General features: G+C 47.0%; 17 protein-coding genes. 4 read left to right on the top strand and 13 right to left on the bottom strand.

Features of this window, described 5'->3' with window-relative positions; all coding sequences use genetic code 11:
* Positions 1 to 353 precede the first annotated feature (353 nt).
* From Tanf_RS14770 to Tanf_RS06085, 4 genes are read right to left on the bottom strand one after another with little or no spacing between them, the layout of a single operon-like run.
* On the bottom strand, positions 354 to 545 hold the full coding sequence (locus tag Tanf_RS14770; protein WP_140230623.1) for a hypothetical protein: 192 nt from the start codon (positions 543 to 545) through the stop codon (positions 354 to 356).
* A 12-nt stretch (positions 546 to 557) separates the two neighbouring features.
* A complete protein-coding gene (locus Tanf_RS06095) occupies positions 558 to 965 on the bottom strand; it encodes a hypothetical protein (RefSeq protein WP_041590689.1) in 408 nt (135 codons plus the stop codon).
* A complete protein-coding gene (locus Tanf_RS06090) occupies positions 946 to 1,527 on the bottom strand; it encodes a glycosyltransferase (protein ID WP_046825267.1) in 582 nt (193 codons plus the stop codon). The genes Tanf_RS06095 and Tanf_RS06090 overlap by 20 nt, the downstream gene beginning before the upstream one ends.
* The gene (locus tag Tanf_RS06085) at positions 1,524 to 3,845 is read right to left on the bottom strand and encodes a TonB-dependent receptor (protein ID WP_041590688.1); all 2,322 of its coding nucleotides are present in this window, start codon (positions 3,843 to 3,845) and stop codon (positions 1,524 to 1,526) included. Before Tanf_RS06085 ends, Tanf_RS06090 begins: the two co-directional genes overlap by 4 nt.
* Positions 3,846 to 4,109: 264 nt before the next feature.
* On the opposite strand from Tanf_RS06085, the gene Tanf_RS06080 reads away from it, so the two are divergent.
* A complete protein-coding gene (locus Tanf_RS06080; protein WP_052449032.1) occupies positions 4,110 to 4,343 on the top strand; it encodes a rhodanese-like domain-containing protein in 234 nt (77 codons plus the stop codon).
* A gap of 27 nt (positions 4,344 to 4,370) precedes the next feature.
* Here Tanf_RS06080 and Tanf_RS06075 read toward each other — a convergent pair whose 3' ends face one another.
* Complete coding sequence (locus Tanf_RS06075) at positions 4,371 to 5,381, bottom strand: aspartate-semialdehyde dehydrogenase (RefSeq protein ID WP_046825265.1); 1,011 nt, start codon at positions 5,379 to 5,381, stop codon at positions 4,371 to 4,373.
* A 167-nt stretch (positions 5,382 to 5,548) separates the two neighbouring features.
* Between Tanf_RS06075 and Tanf_RS06070 the strand changes: the two genes are divergently transcribed.
* Entirely contained in the window at positions 5,549 to 6,970 is a 1,422-nt protein-coding gene (locus Tanf_RS06070) for a lamin tail domain-containing protein (RefSeq protein WP_052449031.1), read from the top strand.
* Here the strand turns inward: Tanf_RS06070 and dusB are convergent.
* The 5 genes from dusB to Tanf_RS06045 all read right to left on the bottom strand — a co-directional run bounded on the left by dusB (position 6,964) and on the right by Tanf_RS06045 (position 11,398).
* Positions 6,964 to 7,968 carry a tRNA dihydrouridine synthase DusB gene (gene dusB / locus Tanf_RS06065; protein ID WP_046825264.1) on the bottom strand — a complete coding sequence of 335 codons (1,005 nt, stop codon included), beginning with the start codon at positions 7,966 to 7,968 and terminating at the stop codon, positions 6,964 to 6,966. The two genes, Tanf_RS06070 and dusB, sit on opposite strands and share 7 nt — an antisense overlap.
* An 86-nt stretch (positions 7,969 to 8,054) precedes the next feature.
* On the bottom strand, positions 8,055 to 8,789 hold the full coding sequence (locus Tanf_RS06060) for an RDD family protein (protein WP_014224547.1): 735 nt from the start codon (positions 8,787 to 8,789) through the stop codon (positions 8,055 to 8,057).
* A gap of 27 nt (positions 8,790 to 8,816) precedes the next feature.
* Positions 8,817 to 9,170 carry an EamA family transporter gene (locus Tanf_RS06055; RefSeq protein ID WP_041590685.1) on the bottom strand — a complete coding sequence of 118 codons (354 nt, stop codon included), beginning with the start codon at positions 9,168 to 9,170 and terminating at the stop codon, positions 8,817 to 8,819.
* On the bottom strand, positions 9,164 to 10,192 hold the full coding sequence (locus Tanf_RS06050; RefSeq protein ID WP_014224545.1) for a beta-ketoacyl synthase chain length factor: 1,029 nt from the start codon (positions 10,190 to 10,192) through the stop codon (positions 9,164 to 9,166). Before Tanf_RS06050 ends, Tanf_RS06055 begins: the two co-directional genes overlap by 7 nt.
* Positions 10,193 to 10,198: 6 nt before the next feature.
* Positions 10,199 to 11,398, bottom strand: coding sequence for a beta-ketoacyl-[acyl-carrier-protein] synthase family protein (locus Tanf_RS06045; RefSeq protein ID WP_046825263.1), 1,200 nt, complete (start codon positions 11,396 to 11,398; stop codon positions 10,199 to 10,201).
* A 341-nt stretch (positions 11,399 to 11,739) separates the two neighbouring features.
* On the opposite strand from Tanf_RS06045, the gene ahcY reads away from it, so the two are divergent.
* Positions 11,740 to 13,158: an adenosylhomocysteinase gene (gene ahcY / locus Tanf_RS06040; RefSeq protein ID WP_046825262.1), complete on the top strand. Its 1,419-nt coding sequence runs from the start codon at positions 11,740 to 11,742 to the stop codon at positions 13,156 to 13,158.
* Between the two features lie 118 nt (positions 13,159 to 13,276).
* Positions 13,277 to 13,540 (top strand): tetratricopeptide repeat protein, encoded by a 264-nt coding sequence (locus Tanf_RS06035; protein WP_041591137.1) that lies wholly within the window; start codon positions 13,277 to 13,279, stop codon positions 13,538 to 13,540.
* Position 13,541: 1 nt separating this feature from the next.
* On the opposite strand, the gene Tanf_RS06030 is transcribed toward Tanf_RS06035, so the two are convergent.
* The 3 genes from Tanf_RS06030 to Tanf_RS06020 form a co-directional block, all read right to left on the bottom strand.
* Entirely contained in the window at positions 13,542 to 15,356 is a 1,815-nt protein-coding gene (locus Tanf_RS06030; protein WP_236684395.1) for a TonB-dependent receptor, read from the bottom strand.
* A 32-nt stretch (positions 15,357 to 15,388) separates the two neighbouring features.
* A complete protein-coding gene (locus Tanf_RS06025; protein ID WP_046825261.1) occupies positions 15,389 to 18,388 on the bottom strand; it encodes a tetratricopeptide repeat protein in 3,000 nt (999 codons plus the stop codon).
* A 119-nt stretch (positions 18,389 to 18,507) separates the two neighbouring features.
* Positions 18,508 to 21,480 (bottom strand): PEP/pyruvate-binding domain-containing protein, encoded by a 2,973-nt coding sequence (locus tag Tanf_RS06020; protein WP_046825260.1) that lies wholly within the window; start codon positions 21,478 to 21,480, stop codon positions 18,508 to 18,510.
* Positions 21,481 to 21,508: the final 28 nt, after the last annotated feature.

Raw genomic sequence — 21,508 nt, 5'->3', positions numbered from 1 at the left:
TTTCAAAGAATTGATGCGTCGCAAAACGTCTACCAAATAGAAGCAGTTGTTTTGAAGCCTCTCCATGAATTCAGCATAACCACTAGCAAGGGAGTATTCAAAAGATCTTCCTTTCCCATTCGAACCGATATTCAGTGATGATATGTCAGAATTTCCAATAGAAATCCGACAAGAGTGAAATTGATTGTTACCAAAAACTCTTCTCGTGTCAGAATACCGATATCATTCAAAATAGATTTGATAGAACCAACTGTTTTATAAGTAGATACGACTTTGTATTTTTTCATTGTTATAAAAATTAGAAAAGAAAATGAGAGGGACTGAAGCAGTCTCAGCCCTCTCTCAGAATTAAGTTAAAATACCGATGATGGTGGTGGGGTTACTATAACTTCTTCGAGGGTTTGACCTTCATAAGTTGACCCAGACTCATCAGTGCGAGCTGAAGGAAAATTTTGGAATTTTCCACCTTTGATTGATCCCATTGAATCAATCTCAATCGATTCTTCCAGAATCCAATTGCCAAGTTTTTGACTTTTTGTTCTCATAATGAATTTGAATTAAAATATGCCTACTCTTAGCTTTTCGGCTTCCGCTATCTCATTTAATTGAATTACCTTATTATTTATTTGATAAAACTTGGCTTTATTATCAGCCGTAAAAATCTTATCAAGCCATGTTTTATTATCACTTACATATTTATAAACTTCATATAGGATATTTGATGGTAATTTCTCTTTCTTAGAGAATGAGAGTGCTTCATTTTTTCCCAGGAACAAGCAAATAAGCAATAATTTGTTATATGTATAATCAAGTTCGGAAAGAGAATATGGAACATCCGTCTTATCTCGAAACATATGCCCAAATGAAATTGTTTTAATTAAACTGCAGCCTTCTCCATACAACCAAGATTTAAGACTTATAAGCTGTTCATCATATCCATAGCTTTTAAGCCCATCGGCATCCATGGATTTCAAGCCAATAATTGCGTGAAAAAGCATAAGAAGCCCCTAAAAGACAAGGAATATCATATATATAATCTTTGAGGGATAGATCAACTTTATTCCACTTGGCACCCATTGTTTGCATGTCTATATATGCGCCAAAACTTGTTGGAGTAGAGGATATAATTTCTCCCACTTTATTTATCGGTAGTGTCTGGCAGCAAAAGAGAGTTCTTGGATACATAGAAAGCAAGTGCAGAATTATATCTGCCCAATCGGTTTGATATATTCGCATATGGGCATCTAAAATAATTATATAAGGTGTCCTGCTTAGGCTAACTCCAATATTTCTTGATTCTGCGACTCCTTTTCTTTTTTTATTGGTATAGATCGAAGCGTTGTATTTGGAAGCAATATGATTATAATCAAACTTGTCATCAGAAGCATCATTGACTAAAAGAATATCAACAAGTCTCTCGTCTGAAGAGACTCTTAGGCTTTCTAGCGTCTCTTTTACCTCTCTTCCCTCATTACAGAATGTTATAACAATGGAAAGCTTTTTATTTGTTATTCTGTTATTCGTCATAGCCCTAACCTTGACGTTTCTATATTCTCTCTGTTACGCGCTTTAAATGCGCCGAACGTATATTTAACGGATAATGAGACAAACCGCGTATCATTGTCCATATTCAACTTATAATACTGCCCTCCCTCATCGACTCTGACTCCTTGTCTGCGTCCCTTCAGCAGGTCTTCACTATTCAGATGGATGTCCCATTTTTTTGCAGGTTTCCAGAGTATTCCAACTGACAAGTCATATATTGGGTCGATAGTATAAATGCCTTGAATCGCTTTACTGATAAAATACCCGTTTATCTGCATGGACAAAGTTTTGCTTATATTCAGCGTATTATTCAGTCGGATTTGGCCGGCCCATATGTGCCTGTCGAATGAAACATGAGTAATCTGGCCTTTGTCAATAACGTTGAAGCCCGAAAGTATTACTCTGGATGAAAGGTGTTTGCCGATCATGAATGGTGTGATGATGAGAAAACCGTACGTATCACGATAATCTAAATTCGATACACGGTACACGGCTTGTAACTGGTCGGGACTTTGAACAAGGGTCTGCCTGATATTTCGAGCACTCCGTGTTCCGAACAATTGGAAAATATATTTGCTTCTGAAGATATACACTGTGCGAAACATATAATCGTCCGATGGTTTCAACTGTGGATTACCGGCAATCGACACATAGCTACTGCGGTAAGTCGTTGTTGGGGTTTGTTGCCAATACGAGGGATAACGCTTCTCGTTCGAAAATGATAGTTGAAGGACATGAGTGGGGCTAAATCGCCAAGTGAATCCCAAAGTAGGATACCATGTATTCCTATTCCACAAGATTTTTTCGTCGGGATTAGTCATTGCTTTGTGATGTTGGCAGCTAATTCCGGCAGACAGAGTTCCTTTCTTCAGAAAAGAATATGACCAATCATTGAAAATTTCGAGTATTATTTCGCTCTGGGTCTGGTTTATATTTTCAATGGAAATGCGGTCGCGTTCTGTTGTATTCGTGTTTTCCGCACAACTTATTAGGGCTCTTACGCCATAAGTAAGCGACGCGTTTCGGAACAGTTTCGATTTGTTGGTCAGATAAAAATTCGATTGGTGTACCGATTGAAATGCTCTGCCGTTTATAGTGTACATCTGCTGCCCTCTGTTAGACTGTTGTTGGGTGTTTCTCTGCTTATAAATAAGAAAATCACCTCCTGCAGAGAGTGTACTGAGCATATAGTCGGCAGAGACGACGTGTAGATAACTATTTCCCGACAAATCGTTGTCGCTGTGAGTCATTCCTACGTTTTCAATTGCAACGGCACCCTTTCTGTGGGAATCTGTACGGTTTATAGATGTATAATAAGACAGGTCTAAGGTGTGTTTGGTCGAAAAGGAATGAAACAGTGCACACCGTATACGGTGTGCATGATTAAAGCTCTCTCCTTTGTTGTCCTGCTCAATTATGAATGTTGCGGGGGATGATGTCCCTTCAGTCAGCGTATGGACGGAATACAAGTCTTCTTTTGTGTAATTACCTTTTCGACGAAATTCATAGTTTATATCAATACTTGTTTTTTCTCTCGAAAAAACGAGGGAAGCACCGGCAGAAGGGGATAGCTTGTAGGATTGAGATATGCTGGAATAAAATTCTCCTCGACATCCTTTCTCTTCAGAGGAACGATCTAAAACAACATTGACGGATGCTCCCCGAACGCCGAACGAAGTAGGAGTCACGTATAATATTTCAATGCTTTTCACTCGGTTAGCAGGCATCGATTTTAACATCTGTTTGATTTGCTCTGCAGACATGGAGCTTTTTTTTCCGTTGATAATGATTGAAGTCGAAGGAGCACCAATAATCGAAATACGATCCCCCGATTTATCTAATCCTGGCACCTCTCCAAGCAGGTCGAAGGCGTTTGTCACAGGTTTATTCTTTACAAGCGTTTGTACAGGGAAACTTAATCGGCCATCAATGACTCTCACCTGAGGCGTTTCGGCTTTTACGATAACTTCATCCAGCAAAAGATTGTCTTCTTCCATAAGATAGATGCGCTCCCTTTCGGCAATATAGGGATAATGGACGGTTTTATATCCTACGGATGAAAGTCTTAACATATACGGTTTATCCGGCTCCATGTCTGTGATTTGAAAGTGTCCCGTTGAATCCGCAACGCCGCCCTTAACGAAAAGAGAGTCTCCGGCAGACAATACGCTGACGTTTGCGTAAGGAATAGGGAAACCTTTCCGGTCTATCACAATGCCCGAAATTTGCCCTTGTATGTAATTTATCCAATAAGGAATGATAAAAAGAAGCAAACTCACTAATGTAATTCGTATATTCATCTATCCAACTACTACAAACGTTTTAAGTGCAAAGGTATGGAACCTTTGTGAACAGCCTACTATTTTTTGTATAATTATTTTCGGCATTGTTAAGTTGCTATAGTTTTTGAAAATACCAGAAGCGTTAATCTTCCTATAGTCAATATATTGACGTTCTAAAAAGAATAAAACCTATACTTTTAACAACACCTTATACTTTAGTCCCAAAAATGATTTGTTGAAGTAGGTAGCACATCAGGATATTTCCACGAGTATTTGTCGAAAATGTTTAAGGCCGGACACATCGAAGGAGCGATCCTGATCGATGTCACGGAAAAAGACTTTCTGGCGAAGGCCGACTCGTTGCTCGACAAGTCGCGGCCTGTGGCGGTATATTGCCGGAGCGGTAGGCGTAGCCGAAGAGCGGCCGAGATGTTAGTCGAAAAAGGCTATACGGTTCATAATTTGAACGAAGGCTATCATGAATGGCGTCTTTATCAGGAGGGGAAAAAACCATGAGGATTTCCCCTCCTCTTTTTTTTGATCTTAGCCGAGGCCTCCGGCTTTGAGCAGGTATTCGGCAATCTGTACCGCGTTCAGAGCCGCTCCCTTTTTGATCTGGTCGCTGACCGCCCAGAACGTTAATCCGTTCGGATGGGCAAGGTCTTTGCGGATACGGCCTACGTAAACAGGGTCTTTCCCGGCTACGAAGAGCGGCATCGGATAATCTTTCTTAGCCGGATCATCCTGCAAGATGACCCCTTCGGCTCGTGCGAACGCTTCTTTTGCCTCTTCGACCGAGACGGGACGCTCTGTCTCTACCCAGATTGCTTCGCTGTGCGCACGCATCACCGGAACACGTATGCACGTTGCACTCACCTCAATGTCGGAATGCATGATTTTGCGTGTCTCGCCGTACATCTTCATCTCCTCCTTTGTATAACCGTTGTCGGCGAATACGTCGATTTGCGGAATCAGATTGTAAGCAAGTTGATAGGCAAATTTTTCGACCGTCGGTTCTTCACCTTTGAGAAGCTGCACATACTGTTTTACCAGCTCGTCCATCGCAGCCGCTCCCGCTCCGCTGGCAGCCTGATACGTTGCCACATGCACACGTTTGATATGCGAGAGTTTTTCGATCACGTTCAACGCAACAACCATCTGAATTGTCGAACAGTTCGGGTTTGCGATGATTCCTTTAGGGCGTGTCAGCGCATCTTCGGGATTGATTTCGGGTACGACCAGAGGGACGTCTTCATCCATCCGGAAAGTACTTGAATTGTCGATCATCACCGTGCCGTGTTTCGTGATGGTTTCGGCATATTCCATAGAAGTACCGCCTCCGGCCGAAGTAAAAGCCACATCGATGCTTTTGAAATCGTCATTGTGTTTCAGTTCTTTGACGATATACGGTTTCCCTCGAAACGTATATTCACGTCCTGCGCTACGCGACGAACCGAACAGTACCAGCTCGTCCATCAGGAAATTTCTCTCTTCGAACACACGAAGGAACTCCTGTCCCACCGCACCGCTTACTCCAACAATTGCTACTTTCATCTTTATTCGTTGTGTATAGAAAGATATGGAATGTTTACTATTTTCGTTGTATATTTGTAACAGAAATCTTCAAATACGGCTGCAAAGATAGAAAAACAAATGCGGCAAACGGTATCCGCCTTACATTTTTCATCCGTTGCAGCCAGAGAAACAAGGAGGGAAGTACAATGAAACACATGATGCTACTCATCAGTTTGATACTTATGCCGGTCTTCTTGCGGGCACAAACGTCTGATCCATCAAAGCCGGGCGATGTATTGCTGAACGAAGTGATGGCCAATCCGAAAGGACTGACGGCATTGCCGAAAACGGAATATATCGAGATTTATAATGCTTCGGACAAAACTCTTTCACTGAAGGGATGGACTTTTATTTACGATAGAACGACGGTTGCCCTGCCCGATGTTATGCTACCTGCCGGCAGGTATGCAGTGCTTTATCACGAAGGACGAGAGATCGTAATCCCTTCTGAGGCACTGGGGATAGGTTTAAAGAAGTTCCCTGCGAATCTGGCCAATGGCGGTAAGCATATCGCCTTAAAAAACTCGGATGGGCTTATGATTCACGCCTACGACTACCCGAAAGCCGTAGCCGGAAAATCGCACGAACGCGGGTCGGATAGTACGTGGCATCTCTGTACCGACCCGCGAGGAGGTACGCCGGGTACGGTTAATTCGTCACCTGCTTCACCACCCGAGCCTACGCCTCCTCAACCGCCAGTCCCTCCGGCCCAACCTGATCCGACGCCTGAAGAGCCGATAAAAATCGAGCCCGGTGAAATCGTCGTGAATGAGATTTTATTCGATCCATTCGTCGGCGGAAGCGAATTCATCGAGCTCTATAATCGTTCGGGACGGATATTGCCGGTAAACAGCCTTACTTTTGCGATCCGAAAGGCAAACGGTGAAATCGGTACGCGATACCCTCTGACATCGGTCAAAGACTCTCTTGTGGCCGACGAATATCTCGTCCTGACCTCAAGTCGTAGTGGTGTGATCGAGTTTTATACGACTCCTTTTCCCGAACGGATCCATGAACTCAAATTACCTGTCCTGCATAACAGTGAAGCCACGATCGTTCTGTTGCGAAAGTTCGACTCTCTCATTATCGATAAGGTCGCTTACTCATCGAAGTGGCATGATGCGGCGATCAGACATATGAAAGGTGTGTCGTTGGAGCGTATCCGTCCCGACGGAGCGTCGGAAGAGGCTTCGAACTGGACTTCGGCGGCTTCGGAAGCAGGCTACGCGACGCCCGGCTACAGAAATTCACAGTTCAGGGATACACAGGCCGACTATTCGTTTTCCATCCAACCTCCCGAATATCTCCATACTACCGACCGTTACGTTATATCTTACCGAACGGATGAAACGGGTTATCGTTGCCGGATCGAGGTGTATACACCCAATGGGAAGAGAGTGGCGGAAATAGCAAACAACCAGTTGCTAACGCCTAACGGCGAAATCTCGTGGGATGGTACAGGAACAGACGGAAGCCGCCTGTCGTCTGGTGTATATATCTTTTTTGCCGAGCTTTATCACGCCGACGGCAACCGCCGGCGTGTCAAAAAAGCCTTTTTGATTCACTGATCCGCCGTGGGGTGTTTATCTCGGATGATCTCCTCGACTCCGTCCATGATTTCGAAAAGTTCCGACACAGTTTCGGCACGCAACATGGCTACCCGTGTCGATTTGAAATCGGGGATGCCTTTAAACAGAGGGGTTACGGCCAGATGTCGACGGATATGAAGGATGCCGCGCCGTTCGTCGAGCCGTTCCACACTTTGTCGCACCTGTCGTTTCAGGATATTGAGATACCATACGAACGACTCAGGGCGGAGCGATTCTCCTGTCTGTAAAAAATGTTTTACTTCGCGGAAAATCCACGGTTGTCCGATACTCGCACGTCCGATCATTACACCGTCTACCCCGTAACACTCAAAGGCTTCTTTACACCGTTTGGCCGATGTGATGTCACCGTTACCGATAATGGGGATATGCATGCGTGGGTTTTCTTTTACGGCGCCGATGAGCGTCCAGTCGGCCTCGCCGGTGTACATTTGTGCACGTGTGCGTCCGTGGATCGTGAGGGCTGCAATGCCGCAGTCCTGCAACTGCTCGGCCAGTTCGACGATAATGCGATGATCGGCATCCCAGCCAAGACGCGTCTTTACCGTTACGGGAATATTTACGGCTTTCACTACGGCACGTGTTATCTCAAGCATCAGCGGGAGGTTGCGTAACATCCCGGCCCCGGCCCCTTTATTCGCCACTTTCTTGGCCGGGCAACCGAAATTGATGTCGAGCATGTCAGGATGTGCTGCTTCGCAAATTTGTGCCGCTTCAACCATAGGCATCACTTCCCGGCCGTAGATTTGTATTGCCACGGGACGCTCTTCGTCCGAAACTTTGAGTTTCTCTTCCGTCTTGCTTACCTGACGGATTAATGCATCGCTCGATACAAATTCGGTATAGACCATGTCCGCCCCGAATTGCTTACACATCAGACGAAACGAAATGTCTGTCACATCTTCCATCGGTGCCAGCATGACCGGCCGTTCTCCCAAATCTATTGTTCCGATTTTCACCTTTTCTTTCTTAAATGGTTGTAAAAGTAATGATTTTAATGTCTCCAAATAAAGCGGATCACAGAATAGGAGTTCGTCATCATCAATCAGATTTCTTCCAGTGTGTAATATTGGTAATCGCGCATGAGAGTGCGGAGGAAATGCTCGTCCGGGATTGTTGTTTCAATCTTCAGAAAACTGCGGGCCTGTAACGCTAATTGATGAATGCGCTGCGAGCGTTTGTTTGTCTTGTCCGATAAGGTTTCAGCGATCAGATTCATTTGTTCGAGCGAAAGATGTTCGGCCTGCGGGAAGATCGGATGATAGTCTTCCGTCAAATGACGAAGTTCGTGAAAGATAAGCTGTATCCCTCGAAAATCGTTTTCTTTGACCACGAGGGTTCCGCCGGCAAGATCGCCGAATCGTTGGTTGTTACGGGTCAGAATCATCGGGATCAGTCCGATGCACGACATATACAGATCGATGATCAGCATCACCCAACGCAGCAAGTAGGCAGAAAATGAAGGGGGGCTTCCATCTCTCATCACGACACGTATGCCTGCGAATCGTTTTCCGGGCGATTGCCCTCGATTGAAAACTTCCCAAAGGAGCGAATAACACAGGGCAGGCAGAAAACATACGACTATCATGATCGCCAGCACGAGGTCTATTTCTTTTTTTTCTGTGAGATTGATATAAATACCACAGAGCACGGAGATCAATAAAACGTAAGCAAACAGCAAAAGAGAGTCAATCGTCCGCGCCAAAACCCTGTGTCCGACGCTGGCCGGTTCCTGGTCAATCCGTACATATGAATTCGTGATAATACTCGAGTATGCCATTCGTTCGATTGTTTGTTCTTCTTTTCTTTATCTGGTCAACAGCACAACTCCTCCCATAATCAGTAAAACACCCATCCACCGTGTGAAAGGGACAGTTTCGTGAAAAAAGAAAATGGCTGCCAACGTGCCGAAGATATAGCTGATGCTGATCAGAGGATAGGCTAAGGACAGTTCGTAATGTTTCAGTATGTAAAACCAGATGAATGACGCCACAACCATCGACAATCCCGAAGCGAGAAGCTGCCAGCTGAACATGGCTTGACGGAAAAATTTCCATGTCCACGAGAAAGTCCCGATTTCGGCCATCGCACATTTCAGGAAGATTTGTCCCGCTACAAGAAACAGGCATTGAACGGTTGAGCAGCAGAGTAGCTTCAGCATGATGACAAAAGAATGAAAGAATGAGCTTTATTGTTGTAATGGTTATAGACGAGAATCCTCTTGAGGTCGGGCAGAGCTTTCGTACGCCCGCAAAGCAGGTGTGACGGTACTTCCCGACGATGCAGGCAAGTGGCAGCCACATATACGCCCAATGCGGACGAAGAAAACGATTCGCCGAAGAGGTGTTTGTATTGCATTGTCGGACAGTGTTCGAAAAGGTGTGCCATCACATCGTGATACACCGCATCGTTTTGTCGGTGCGTATTGAGACCCGTCAATACGGCATCGATCTCCGTCGGTTCACAACCGGCCCCGGAAAGCAATCTGTCGAGCGTTCCGCGCATCTGTACAGGTGTCGGACGATACATCAACTCTACGCCGTCGATCCGGCATAGCGTACGAGCACCTTTCTCGTTGCCGAGCAACATGCTGACAGCTGTTTCGCCGGCAAAGCATTTTCCGGGTTCGAAGTCCCACTTCCCGAGACGGTCGAAGAAGCGATAATAATGCTCCGTCAGTTCATCGTATCCGCCGACCAGCACCGTCTCGACTTTTCCTCTCCCGAATTGCAGGAGAGCATCAAGCAAGGCTTGATCGAACGACGTACCGCGATGCACATACGTATTATTATACCCGTGACATTTCAGATCAATGGCAATCGTTGCGCTCAGGATATTGTGTGTCGATTGCATGAAAAAGGTGGGCTGGAGCAATTGTTCGTTGTTCTCCATGATGGAAAGGAGAAACTGCTCCGTGTTTGCGATACATCCGAGTCCTGTGCCGCTGATGATGGCATCGGGCCTTTCGACGTCCGCATCCTTGAGCGTTAGACGAGACACGACGACCGCACGCTTGAGGAGCGTACACATACGGCGCGACATCAGGGGAGAAAGATAATCGGAGAATTGCGGGTCGAGTGTAGGCACATACTTCTTGCCGTATGCTATGGGATGGTCAAACCACTCGTCGGAGAGAGGTTGTTGCACAGAGATTTGCCGGGCTGATTGAAGATAGACAGACATGAGCGGTTAGCTTTTGGATAAGATGATCGCGGAGTCGTTGCCTCCGAAGCCGAACGAGTTGGAGAGCACGTGATGCAAGGGACGTTGCGGCTCCGGGTTCGTTATCGGTACGAAACTGTGCTCTTTGATTTGATTGCGGAAATTCAGGTTTACCGGCAGGAAGTTGTGCTCGAGGGCTAACAGGGAAACGATAGCTTCGATGCTTCCGGCTGCACTTGTCGTATGTCCGATATAAGCCTTGACCGATGAAATCGGTGGTATCCGTTCGCCGAAGAGGCGCATGACGGCCAATCCTTCGGTCAAATCGTTATTGGGAGTACCTGTGCCGTGCGCATTGAGGTGACCGATGTCTTCGGGCTTTACTCCCGCATCGTCTATCGCTCCTTTCATCGCCAAGTATGCTCCGAGACCGTCGGACGACGAGGCTGTCGGATGATATGCGTCGCAAGCATTGCCGTAACCCGATATTTTACCGATAGGCTTCACTCCCCGACACAGCGCCGTTTCTGCCGACTCGAGCACGAGATATCCAGCGCCTTCTCCCAGATTAATCCCTGCCCGGTCACGATCGAACGGCCGACAAACCTCATGATCGAGGATCATTAGCGTATTGAAGCCATTCACATGATAGCGCGAGAGGCATTCGCATCCGCCGGCTACGACGACATCGGCCCGTCCATCGCGAATCAGGTCACATCCCATCATCAGCGTATTCGCTGACGAAGAGCAAGCCGTCACAACCGTCGAAACCATACCGAAGCATCCGAAGTAATCGGCAATTTGCTCGGTACATGAGCCGCAATCGTTCAGTTCGATATAAATATTTTTAGAATCGTTCGTGAGAAAATCGGTGTAGTATCGCTCCGCTTTGTCCATCCCTCCAACGGTGATCCCCGAAAGAAAAGCGATGCGCAACGCTGCAGAACGATTGATCCGTGCCTGTTCCATTGCTTCGCGCACAGCCGGAATGGCTAACAACGACGAGCGTATAAATGCGTCTGAAGGCATCAACTGCGACATCTCGCGCAACTCATTATCGGTAAACTTCACTTCACCCACAGGCAACCCGGTATGCGTCGTTTGCAGGTATCGTACGGGAGCAACTCCGGTACGCCGGTTCATTAACGCGTCGAGTGTCTCCGCCTTACCGATCCCGATAGCCGAAACAATCCCCGCACCGGTGATGTAAATTTCTTTCCTCTCCATAAGCGGATTTATGACTTCATAACCTGATGCCTTGTCATTCTATTACATAAAAAAACACGGCAAAGATACGAAAAGATACGAAAACTCCGGGAGGAGAGGAAAACAGCTTTCCCGTCTCTTCGTCAATTTGCACAGAAAACCAATCTCGGAAAAATTGTCAATGGTTAATGGTTATTCCATGATATCCGGCAAAAAAACGCTAACCATTGACAACGAACAATAAAAAAACAGCCCTGAAAGGGTGCCTTAATTCAGTCCAATATGTAGCGAAGCGGAGCGTTGGGGAAAAAGCATATCCAAAATTTTCATACCTTTGCGCCATAAAATCATACAAGAAAGTTATGGCAAAGGAAACAACGAACACGCTGCCCTATAAAGTGGCAGACATTACACTGGCGGATTTCGGACGCAAGGAAATCGAAATCGCCGAACACGAAATGCCGGGGCTGATGGCGCTGCGCAAAAAATATGCGGATAAGAAACCGCTTCAAGGTGCACGCATCACCGGATCGCTGCACATGACCATTCAGACCGCCGTTCTGATCGAGACACTCGTAGACCTTGGCGCCGATGTACGCTGGGCAAGTTGTAACATCTTCTCTACGCAAGACCATGCGGCAGCGGCTATCGCCAAGGCCGGCGTGCCCGTATTTGCGTGGAAAGGCGAAACGCTTGAAGAATATTGGTGGTGTACTGATCAGGCGCTACGTTTCCCCGACGGTAAAGGCCCGAACCTCATTGTCGACGACGGAGGAGACGCCTCGCTGCTCTTCCATCAGGGATATGCGGCCGAAAACGATCCCCGGATCCTTAAACGCAAAGCAGCCAATCACGAGGAACAAGTGATTCTGAACCTCCTCGAAAGCATCCATAAGGAAAACCCGCAACGCTGGCACAATATGCTTAAGGAAATGAAAGGCGTATCGGAAGAAACAACAACCGGTGTACATCGTCTCTATCAAATGATGGAGCGCGGCGAACTGCTCGTGCCTGCTATCAATGTAAACGACTCGGTAACGAAATCGAAGTTTGACAATCTATACGGCTGCCGCGAGTCGCTGGCCGACGGGATTAAGCGCGCTACCGATGTGATGATTGCCGGAAAGGTCGTGGTAGTAGCCGGCTACGGCGATGTAGGCAAAGGCTGCGCTCATTCGATGCGTTCGTATGGGGCCCGTGTGATCGTAACGGAGATAGACCCCATCTGTGCACTACAGGCTTCGATGGAAGGCTTTGAAGTAACAACCATGGAAGAAGGTATAAAAGAAGGCGATATCTTTGTAACCACAACCGGTAACTGCGATGTCATCACCATCGACCACATGAAGGCGATGAAAGATCAGGCGATCGTTTGCAACATCGGACACTTCGACAATGAGATTCAAGTCGAAAAACTGATGACATTCCCCGGTATCAAGCATCAAAATATCAAACCTCAGGTCGACAAATACACTTTCCCCGACGGGCATTCGATTTTCCTGTTGGCCGAAGGCCGTCTTGTCAACCTCGGCTGTGCAACCGGACATCCCTCCTTCGTAATGAGTAACTCGTTTACGAACCAGACATTGGCACAGATCGATCTCTGGCAAAAGAAGTACGAAATTGGCGTTTACTGTCTACCGAAACACCTCGACGAAGAAGTGGCACGGCTGCATCTCGAGCGGGTCGGCGTCAAACTCACGAAACTCACCCAAAAACAAGCCGATTATATCGGCGTTCCGGTAAACGGGCCGTTCAAGTCGGACATCTACCGGTATTGATATACAATCGAACGGCGCTGCTCCCACTTCAGAGACAGCGCCGTTTTTATCTTTATACGATTTTTACAGCGGATGATCTTCCCGTTCACAAACAAGTCCCTATCTTTGCTGCATGAACATGAACGAGATAAAACAACTCATCCGTGAAGGCCAAACTGCCGACGCTATCCGCCGGCTTGATGCCTACCTGACCGACCATCCCGAGTCGGACGAAGCCTTTTTCTTACGTGGCAATGCCTACCGTAAGCAGGGCAACAGCCGCGAAGCATTAAATAACTATTTAGCAGCGATGGAACTGAACCCTGACAGTCCTGCCCATCGCGCATATCAGAGCGAGATCGAAATCCTCGATTTCTTCGACAGGAATCTGTATAATCAGTGAATCAGAAATTGAGGTTGACACCTGCCAGCACATGAAACTGCTGAGTAGGGTAAGCATACCACAGTTCCTGCTGCCTGTTCAGCATATTATTCACCTTTACATAAGTGCCGAACGTATCGTTGAAGTTATACGTCGCCGTAAGATTCAGATCGTTGATGTTCGACAGCTTAATTTCTTTCTGATGGAACAGCGTATAACGATTCGCACCTAAATAATATCCCAGCGCCAGCGTTAGCGGACGGAACGGACGGACGGCAAGATCGGCATGAAGTTCCAACTCGGGGCATCCGTAAGCCCTTTTATAACCATTCCCTTTGCCGGAGAGCCACGTATTGCCATCTCCGTCGCGCAATGACCAATTATGGTACACGCCTTTGATCGAGGCATCGACCCATTTCCGATAAGCATACTTCAACGACGCACCGACGCGAAACAGCGAAGCATCCGGCTGATAAGCGAAGCTGTAATTCCCAAAATCGTGCTTGGTTCCGACATAATTAGCCGGAACGAAAAACACCTCATTTTCCGTCATCTTGTAACCACCGAAGAATTCCATCCACATGTTCGAAACGAAGCCGCTTCGGATGCCCAACTCCAAATCTAACCATGTACGCGACGGTTTCACCATTAACCCATGATCCGTATAACGGTTCAGTTGTGAGATCGAACGCGCATCGTTCATTCCAATACCGCCTCCGGCATAGAGGTATAGCACCGTCTTATCCGCTATCTTTCCTTCGGCCGAGATATTCGGCGACAGAAAAAGTTTGGACGAATCGCCGGTAATGAGCATCACGTTGGCTCCTAACTGTAACTTCCAGTTATCATCTGCGTAACGGTAATAAGGCGTCACGGTGATTTGGGCATGATTCTGATAGCCGAAGGCAAGGGTATCACCTCCCTTATTGTTCGAAGGATACGTATAGTTGAAATAGTCCAGCTTACCGGCAAGACCTACCCGTTGAGTGTTATTACTGAAACGTGAGCTAAAGCCCAGTTGAAGAGTGAATCGATTTTCACGTATGCCATCCACGTCGACGGTATGTCCGTATTTTTGTCCGAAGCGCTGATATTCAATATCGAGCAGATAGCCAAGCAAGGCGTCTGCTTTCGATCGGATGCCTATGTATGCGTTCATGGTTTGGTTTACCTGATTCTTCTCGCGATCAGCGGGGTAACTCTGTGGTAGCAGCAGATTGTTGCTCGGTTGTTGGATTCGGTAGAGCGAGTCTAAGGGGAAACCGTAATAGTTAAACCCTGTGTAGCCATATTTCCCTCCGAGGCGCAACGTGCCAAAGTCGAAATGATGATGAAAATGGATTCCTCCGAGGTTATCATTGAGCTTGGCTTTTTGTTTCATGCCGCTTCCATCGTAGTCTTTTAGCTTGCTACTCGTCGAACGGTGGGAAAAGAAAACATTCAGGAAATCCGTCCGGTTATTTAAAAGATGATAGCCGAAATCTCCTTCTACATTCATGTTCATTCCCGTACCGAGACGAAGATACCCGCGACGTTTGTTGTAAGGGATGGCCGTCATGATTTTACCCGAAGGAAGCACGACGATCTCCTTTTCCGGATCGGCCGGCAGGGTGAACGGTGAATATTCGATCGTATGCTTCGTCACTTTCGGCTCTTTCAGGTCGGGGAGGCGATTGACCTTATTCGCATCTTGTACACTCGGATCATATTCGCGTTCGAGCGTCATTTCACGGTTCAATTTCGTTTCCTTTTCCTGAGCCGCAAGCGTCAGACTGCTACTTAATAAAACAGCTGCGATCGATATCCGTATTTGGTTCTTCGTTGTCATCTTCTTCATTTTTTTCATTGACATTTCGACTATCCTTTTCTTTATTTCAGTTTTGCGAGTCGTTCCGTTATCATTCCGGCAATGTCATCATTGCCTTTGTAATTCTTTTGCAGGCTTGTGAGGTATTGACGTGCTTGAAATTTATCTCCTTTCCGAACATACACGTCAGAGAGCAACACGAATCCGCGTGCAAGCCAATAACGATGTGTCGTACCTTTCTCAATGAAGTTCAGCAATTCCTTTTCGGCCTTGTCAAGCTCGTTTCCGTCGTAATAAGACTGAGCTAATAAGTATTTAGCCTCAGCTCCGTAGACCGTACGTGTATCTTTACTCAGTGCCTGCAGATCGACCCGGGCTTTATTTTCTTCACCCAAGCCGAGATACGATTGAGCACGCAAGTAACGGGCTTCGGCCTCTACTTCGGGTCTGAGTTTCGAACTTTTTAGCAGTTCATCGGCTGCCAGCAAGGCTTCGGTCTGTTGTCCTGTCTGCCGGGCACAGCGCATAATACCCAGTCTGGCCGCCTCACGATTATGAGCCGTTTCAGCGATAACTGCCAGCCATTTGAAACTCTTGATGGCCTCGGCACAATCTTTTTGCAGGTATTCCACCTCGGCTTTGCGTGCTATCGACTCTTCGAGAAATTTCGTATTGCCGCTTTCGGCTACCGCCGCATAGCGTGTTCGGGCCTCATCGTAATGCTTCTGCGCAAAAGCTATCTGGGCCAGATAATAATTGGCATTCGGGCTGAACGCTCCACGCGGGAATTGCTGCAAATAATTGTTCAAACTCCGGCGCGCCCCTTCATTATCGCCACGCATAAAGAGCTTCTCGGCGGCAAAATACGTTAGAGAATCCTGTTCGCTTACATCGAAACGGGTCGATGTATTGCCAAGCGAGTTGACGTAGCTCGCATACGATGCCACATCGTTCATATCCACATAGACCGATTTCAGGTCCTGTACGGCCGTCTTTGCTTCTTCACTGCCCGGATAGTCGCTGATCACTTTCTTATAGGCTTCGACGGACCGCTCAGGCTGGTTATTGTTAAAGTACAAAAGGCCGAGTTGCAAACCCGATTTCCGTGCCAGACTACTCTGTGGGAAACGCTGTTGCAGTTCTTTGAAAGCGTCGGCCGCCAGATCGTAGTTTTCCATCAGCACATACGAACGTCCTTTCTCATACAAGGCGTCGTCTGCGTAGGGGGATTCGGGATATTCACGGATAACCCGGTCCATCAGACTGATCTTTCCTTTGTAATCTTTCTGCAATCCCAGAAGGAATCCTTTCTGATAAAGCGCATAATCTCCGCTCGAAGGCTGCAATGACGCGGCGCGTGTGTATTGCTCTTCGGCCGACGTGAACTGACGGTTATGGAACAGGCAGTCGCCGATTCGGTTATAGGCATCGGCCAGCGATATCGCCGATGTGTTTTTTTCGAGGTCGACATACTGCCGGAAAGCTGAATGTGCCGCTTCGTAGTTCTTCTGCTTGAAATAGCAATACCCCAGATTGTAATGTGCAAGCGCATAAGCATCGGAGGCTCGGTCAGGCGTATTTGCTGCGAAGGCACGGAAGTCTGAGGCCGCATCACTGAAGTTATGCTGACGGTAATAAGCCTCTCCGCGCCAGAAGTAGGCGTCGCTATAGGCTTCCTTGTCATAGTTCCCTAATGCGATGGCGCTGTTGAAGTAATCGACGGCCTTCTCGGGCTGTTGGTTAGCAAAAGCCTGTGTTCCCAATCGGAATAATACGTTTTGACGCGCAGCTTGGATCTTGGCTCCCGGTTGGCGTATCTTTTCGATCGAAGCCAATGCTGCTTCATAATTCTTTGTGGTAAGATACACTTCAGCCAAGTAATCGTTTACTTTGTCCGTGTATTTCGAGTCCGGAAAACGGTTCAGGAAATCTTCGAAAATGGTGACTGACTCGCCAAATCCGGAAAATGACGTCTCGTGAATCAGCAGAGCGTAGTTATACATGGCCGTTTCCTGCACCTGCTTGTCGAATTCGGATGTCGTGGCCATCTCAAAGGCCATGCGTGCCTTATTTTTATCATTCGTCTTGAGGTAAGACTGTCCTAAATAGAGGTAGGCATTTTGTGTCAATGCATCTTCTTCATCAATGGCTTCAGTCAACGCTTCGATCGCCTGGTCATAATTGCCTTGATTATAGTGGCAGACACCTAAAATATACATATCGCCACGAAGTACGGAATCCGTATGAGCCACATATTTTTCCAGCCGATCAATCGCTTTCGATGGCTCGCCGTTCCGGTAGTAGGCGTTTCCCAATAACCGGTATATCTCCGAATTATTCGCACTATTCGGGTAAGCTCGCAAGAGCTCTTCACCATCTGCGATGACCCGGTCGTAACGATTTTCAATAAAATTGATCTGGGTGATGTAATAAAGAGCCTGTTCGCGATAAGTCAGACTATTTTTCAGCCGGTTAAATCCGGTCAAGGCTTTTTCATAGTTGCCTGTGGCATAATCGATATAAGCCAAATAATACCCGGAAGCTTCTTTGTACTTATGTCCGACCTGTTGGATGCGGGCAAAGTAGTTCCGCGCCGTGCGCAGATCGTCGGTCTGCAATAAAGCATAAGCCATACGGAAAGCGTAAGCCTCCTGCTGTTCTTCGTCCAAGTAATCGATTTCGGAGCGATTAAACCATTCGATCGCTGCCTGATAATTCTCCTGTGCAAAGGAAGTTGAGCCAAGCATGAAGCAAATTTCGTCTCCATGACGTGTGTCGGGATAAGTCGTCAGATAGTTCTCGAGTATCTCGATGGCTGCCGGATGATCTTGTCCGAAAGCGACGCAGGCCAGCATATAGTCTGCTTCCTGAATCAGATCGCGATTGGTCGATTGTGCTTTATAAGCGTTCAGTTTGTCGGAGCAACCGGGATAGTTTCGTAAATGAAATAACTCTTTCCCCTCGTTAAATAACCGCTCGGGCGACTCGAATTGATGCGTACGCTGCCCATATGTCAGACAACATCCGGTCATCAAAAACAGTGAAATAACAATTTTCTTCATACGCTTCTAATGGCTAATGGCTTACATTTATCTCCGCAAAGATAGCCATCCTTTCCGGAAAACGGGATTAATTTCCTTTTATTTTATGTCCGTAAACTCTTTGCCTTATAAAACAAAGATCACTCCTGTGTTTGTTCATTAGGTTTCATCACGACACCTAACCCTTGGCGGCCGTCTATTTTGATCGTTATCGGATGCTCGAAATGTACGAGCCGCAGATACTCCGTCTCCCGTAAAGCCGGTTGTGCATTCAGAAACGCTTCATCGAACGTACCTCCGCCAAACGAAGGATGAATCGTAAAATAGCCTGCACCGCACGACGTCAAGTTCTGGAAAAAGTGCGTCCCCTGACTCGGGTCCATCCGGTAATGGTCCAAACTGTATTCCACGATCACTCGTGCATGACTGATATGCGGCCATTTTACCGGAATACCGAGCCACGGGTCATGACTACCCCATCGACCAGGACCGACCAACACATAGTAACAACCTCTACCGGAAAATTCACGATTGATCGCCTCGATTTCTGCTGCAATCGTTTGCGTCCGGGACGAATCGAAAGATGCGGTCTTGACGTACAGCACATCGTGCACATCATTCGAGATGCCGTGTCCCAGTGAGTTGGGTGACCAGAGAATCGTATCGTTCGGATCCACGCGCTTCAGATCTTCGTCTATCATTTCTTTTTGATCGACGATCGGGCGGATTTGCAGCAAATAAAACGATGCACGATCGCGTTTTTGCGGATGAATATTGACTGCAAATTCAATCTCGACCGGACGTCCCATTTCTTTCTGACCGATCTGGAGCAAGGTGTCAAGCGTTTTAGCTAACGGAAACATATCATGCTGCAAAATATTTGCAAACGACAAGATTTTCCGTCCGCCGGGGTAATAACCGTCACGGATGATCTGGTCATGAGGCTCGTATGTCGAGACGATAAACTTCAATGCCCCATCTTCATCGGCATCTTTAACTCCCAAACGTATCAAATTGAACGAGTCGTCGACCGAAAAACGGGTTGGCATATTCTTCATATCTAATGCCAGAAAATGGGTCTGCGTCTCCTTCAAGGCAAATTCGATTGTGCTCATCTGCAAGATATTGCGAGGATGACGAGGTGAAAAACGCAGCGTAACGCCACCGTCGACAATGTATTTACCCAATCCCAAAGCAATGTTGACAATACCGTCTTCGGCCTTCTCCTTGCCAATGGGATAAAAGTTCAGGGAGCGTGCCACTCCACTGATCAGCGGATAGAGACGGTCGTTAAACCGTACGCCGACGACTTCCTGAAGCACGACGGCCATTTTTTCCTGATCGATCAGGTTGCTTGTAGCCGTCATATAAGCCTTACTGTCGCGATAAAACACAGACGCATAAACCCCTTTGACGGCATCGCTCACCGCCCGCAGCATCTCGTTTTTATTGTCCATATTAGGCACCATATACGTCGAATAGACACCTGCGAACGGCTGATAATGGGCATCTTCGAGCAAACTCGACGAACGAACCGCGATCGGGCGCTTCACCACTTCGAAGAAAGCCATCAGATCGTCGACCAACCTCTTCGGAAGTTCGGCCTCCAAGAAACGGCTAAGCATCTCCTCGTCGCTGATATCACTCAATGCCAGTGGATACAGACGGTTCGTTTCCATAAACTCATCGAAGATATCGGTGCAGAGAACAACCGTTTTAGGGATGTTGACCGGAAAGTTCTCCTGATCCAGCATCGGATAGCGTTTGATCATCGCACCGATAAAAGCCAGTCCCCGCCCTTTACCTCCGAGTGATCCCTCGCCGATACGTGCAAAATTACTGTACTCGTCAAATCGTTCTTTCTGATAAACAGCCACAACCCCGGAGTTCTTCATCTGCCGATACTGTACGATGACATCGAAAATAAGTTGCCGTGCATCATTCAAGTCCGCGCACATGTTCACATCAATCTGTTTCAGCAGTTCAGCCGGCGGAAACATCGCGCGTGAATAGAAGAAACGCGAAAAGTGATTGCGCGAAAGATGATACCTGAGCGAGCGTTCCGGAATATTAAAAATCTGATGTTGTAATCCTTTCAGGTCTTTGATACGCATAATCTCCTCTTTTGTTTCAGGTTCCAGGATCACAAAGTCGCCAAAGCCGAAGCGTCGCATAATTTTTTCACGCAAATCTTGCGGATAACTCTTGGAATTCTTATCGATAAATGAAGCGCCCAGTTTTCGGGCATATTCGCGATTGCTCGATTCGGAGGATTCCATAATGATCGGTGTCACCGGTCCTGTTTCACGCACATATTGCCCGAAACGGTAGCCTGCCAGCATATCTTTCTTTCCCTCACGCGTAAAGCTCATATCGGAAACGATACCCAGAATATGTTCACGATACCGGTCATATATAGCTGTTGCTTCTTCGTAGGTGCGTGCCAGCTTGATCTTCGGCCTTCCGCGCATCCGAAGCGTCCGCTGATGATCATTCAGTGCTTCTTTGGCAAATTCCTGACTTTGTTCCAATACAACTTTGTAAAGATGCGGCAGTGCCGAAGAGTAGAAGCGTATGGAGTCTTCGACCAGCAGGATGATCTGTACCCCTACGCTGGCTGTGTCGTCCGGCGCGTTCATGTTGTCTTCAATCAGTTTGATGATCGCCAGAAGCAGGTCCGAATTCCCCAGCCAACTGAAGACGTAATCGATAACGCTTAAATCTTCATTCACCACACGTCTTGTTACTTCTTTCGAGAAAGGCGTCAAAACCACAATCGGAATGGCCGGGAACTGTTGTTTAATTTCTTTCGGAGCGCCGAAAATATCGGCCTCCATCATGTTCGGCATGAAAATGATCAGTTCGAATGTCCGATTGGCCAGCTCCCGTAAGGCTTCCGCTTCGGTCGAAACCTGTGTGAATCGCGGTGGATAACGCAAGCTCAGCGACATGTATTCATTGAAAATCTGCTCATCCACTCGCCCGTCATCTTCGAGCATGAACGTATCATATTCCGTTGCAATCAGCAGCACATTATATATACGCTTATTCATCAGATCAGCAAACGAAACATCTTTGAATGCAACTTTTTGAAAGTCCTTTATTTTGCTCATACAATTCACGATCCCTACCTGTTACGGG

Source organism: Tannerella forsythia, assembly GCF_001006485.1.
In the GTDB taxonomy this organism is placed as follows: Bacteria; Bacteroidota; Bacteroidia; order Bacteroidales; family Tannerellaceae; genus Tannerella; species Tannerella forsythia.
This window is presented reverse-complemented; position numbering and strand designations above follow the sequence as displayed.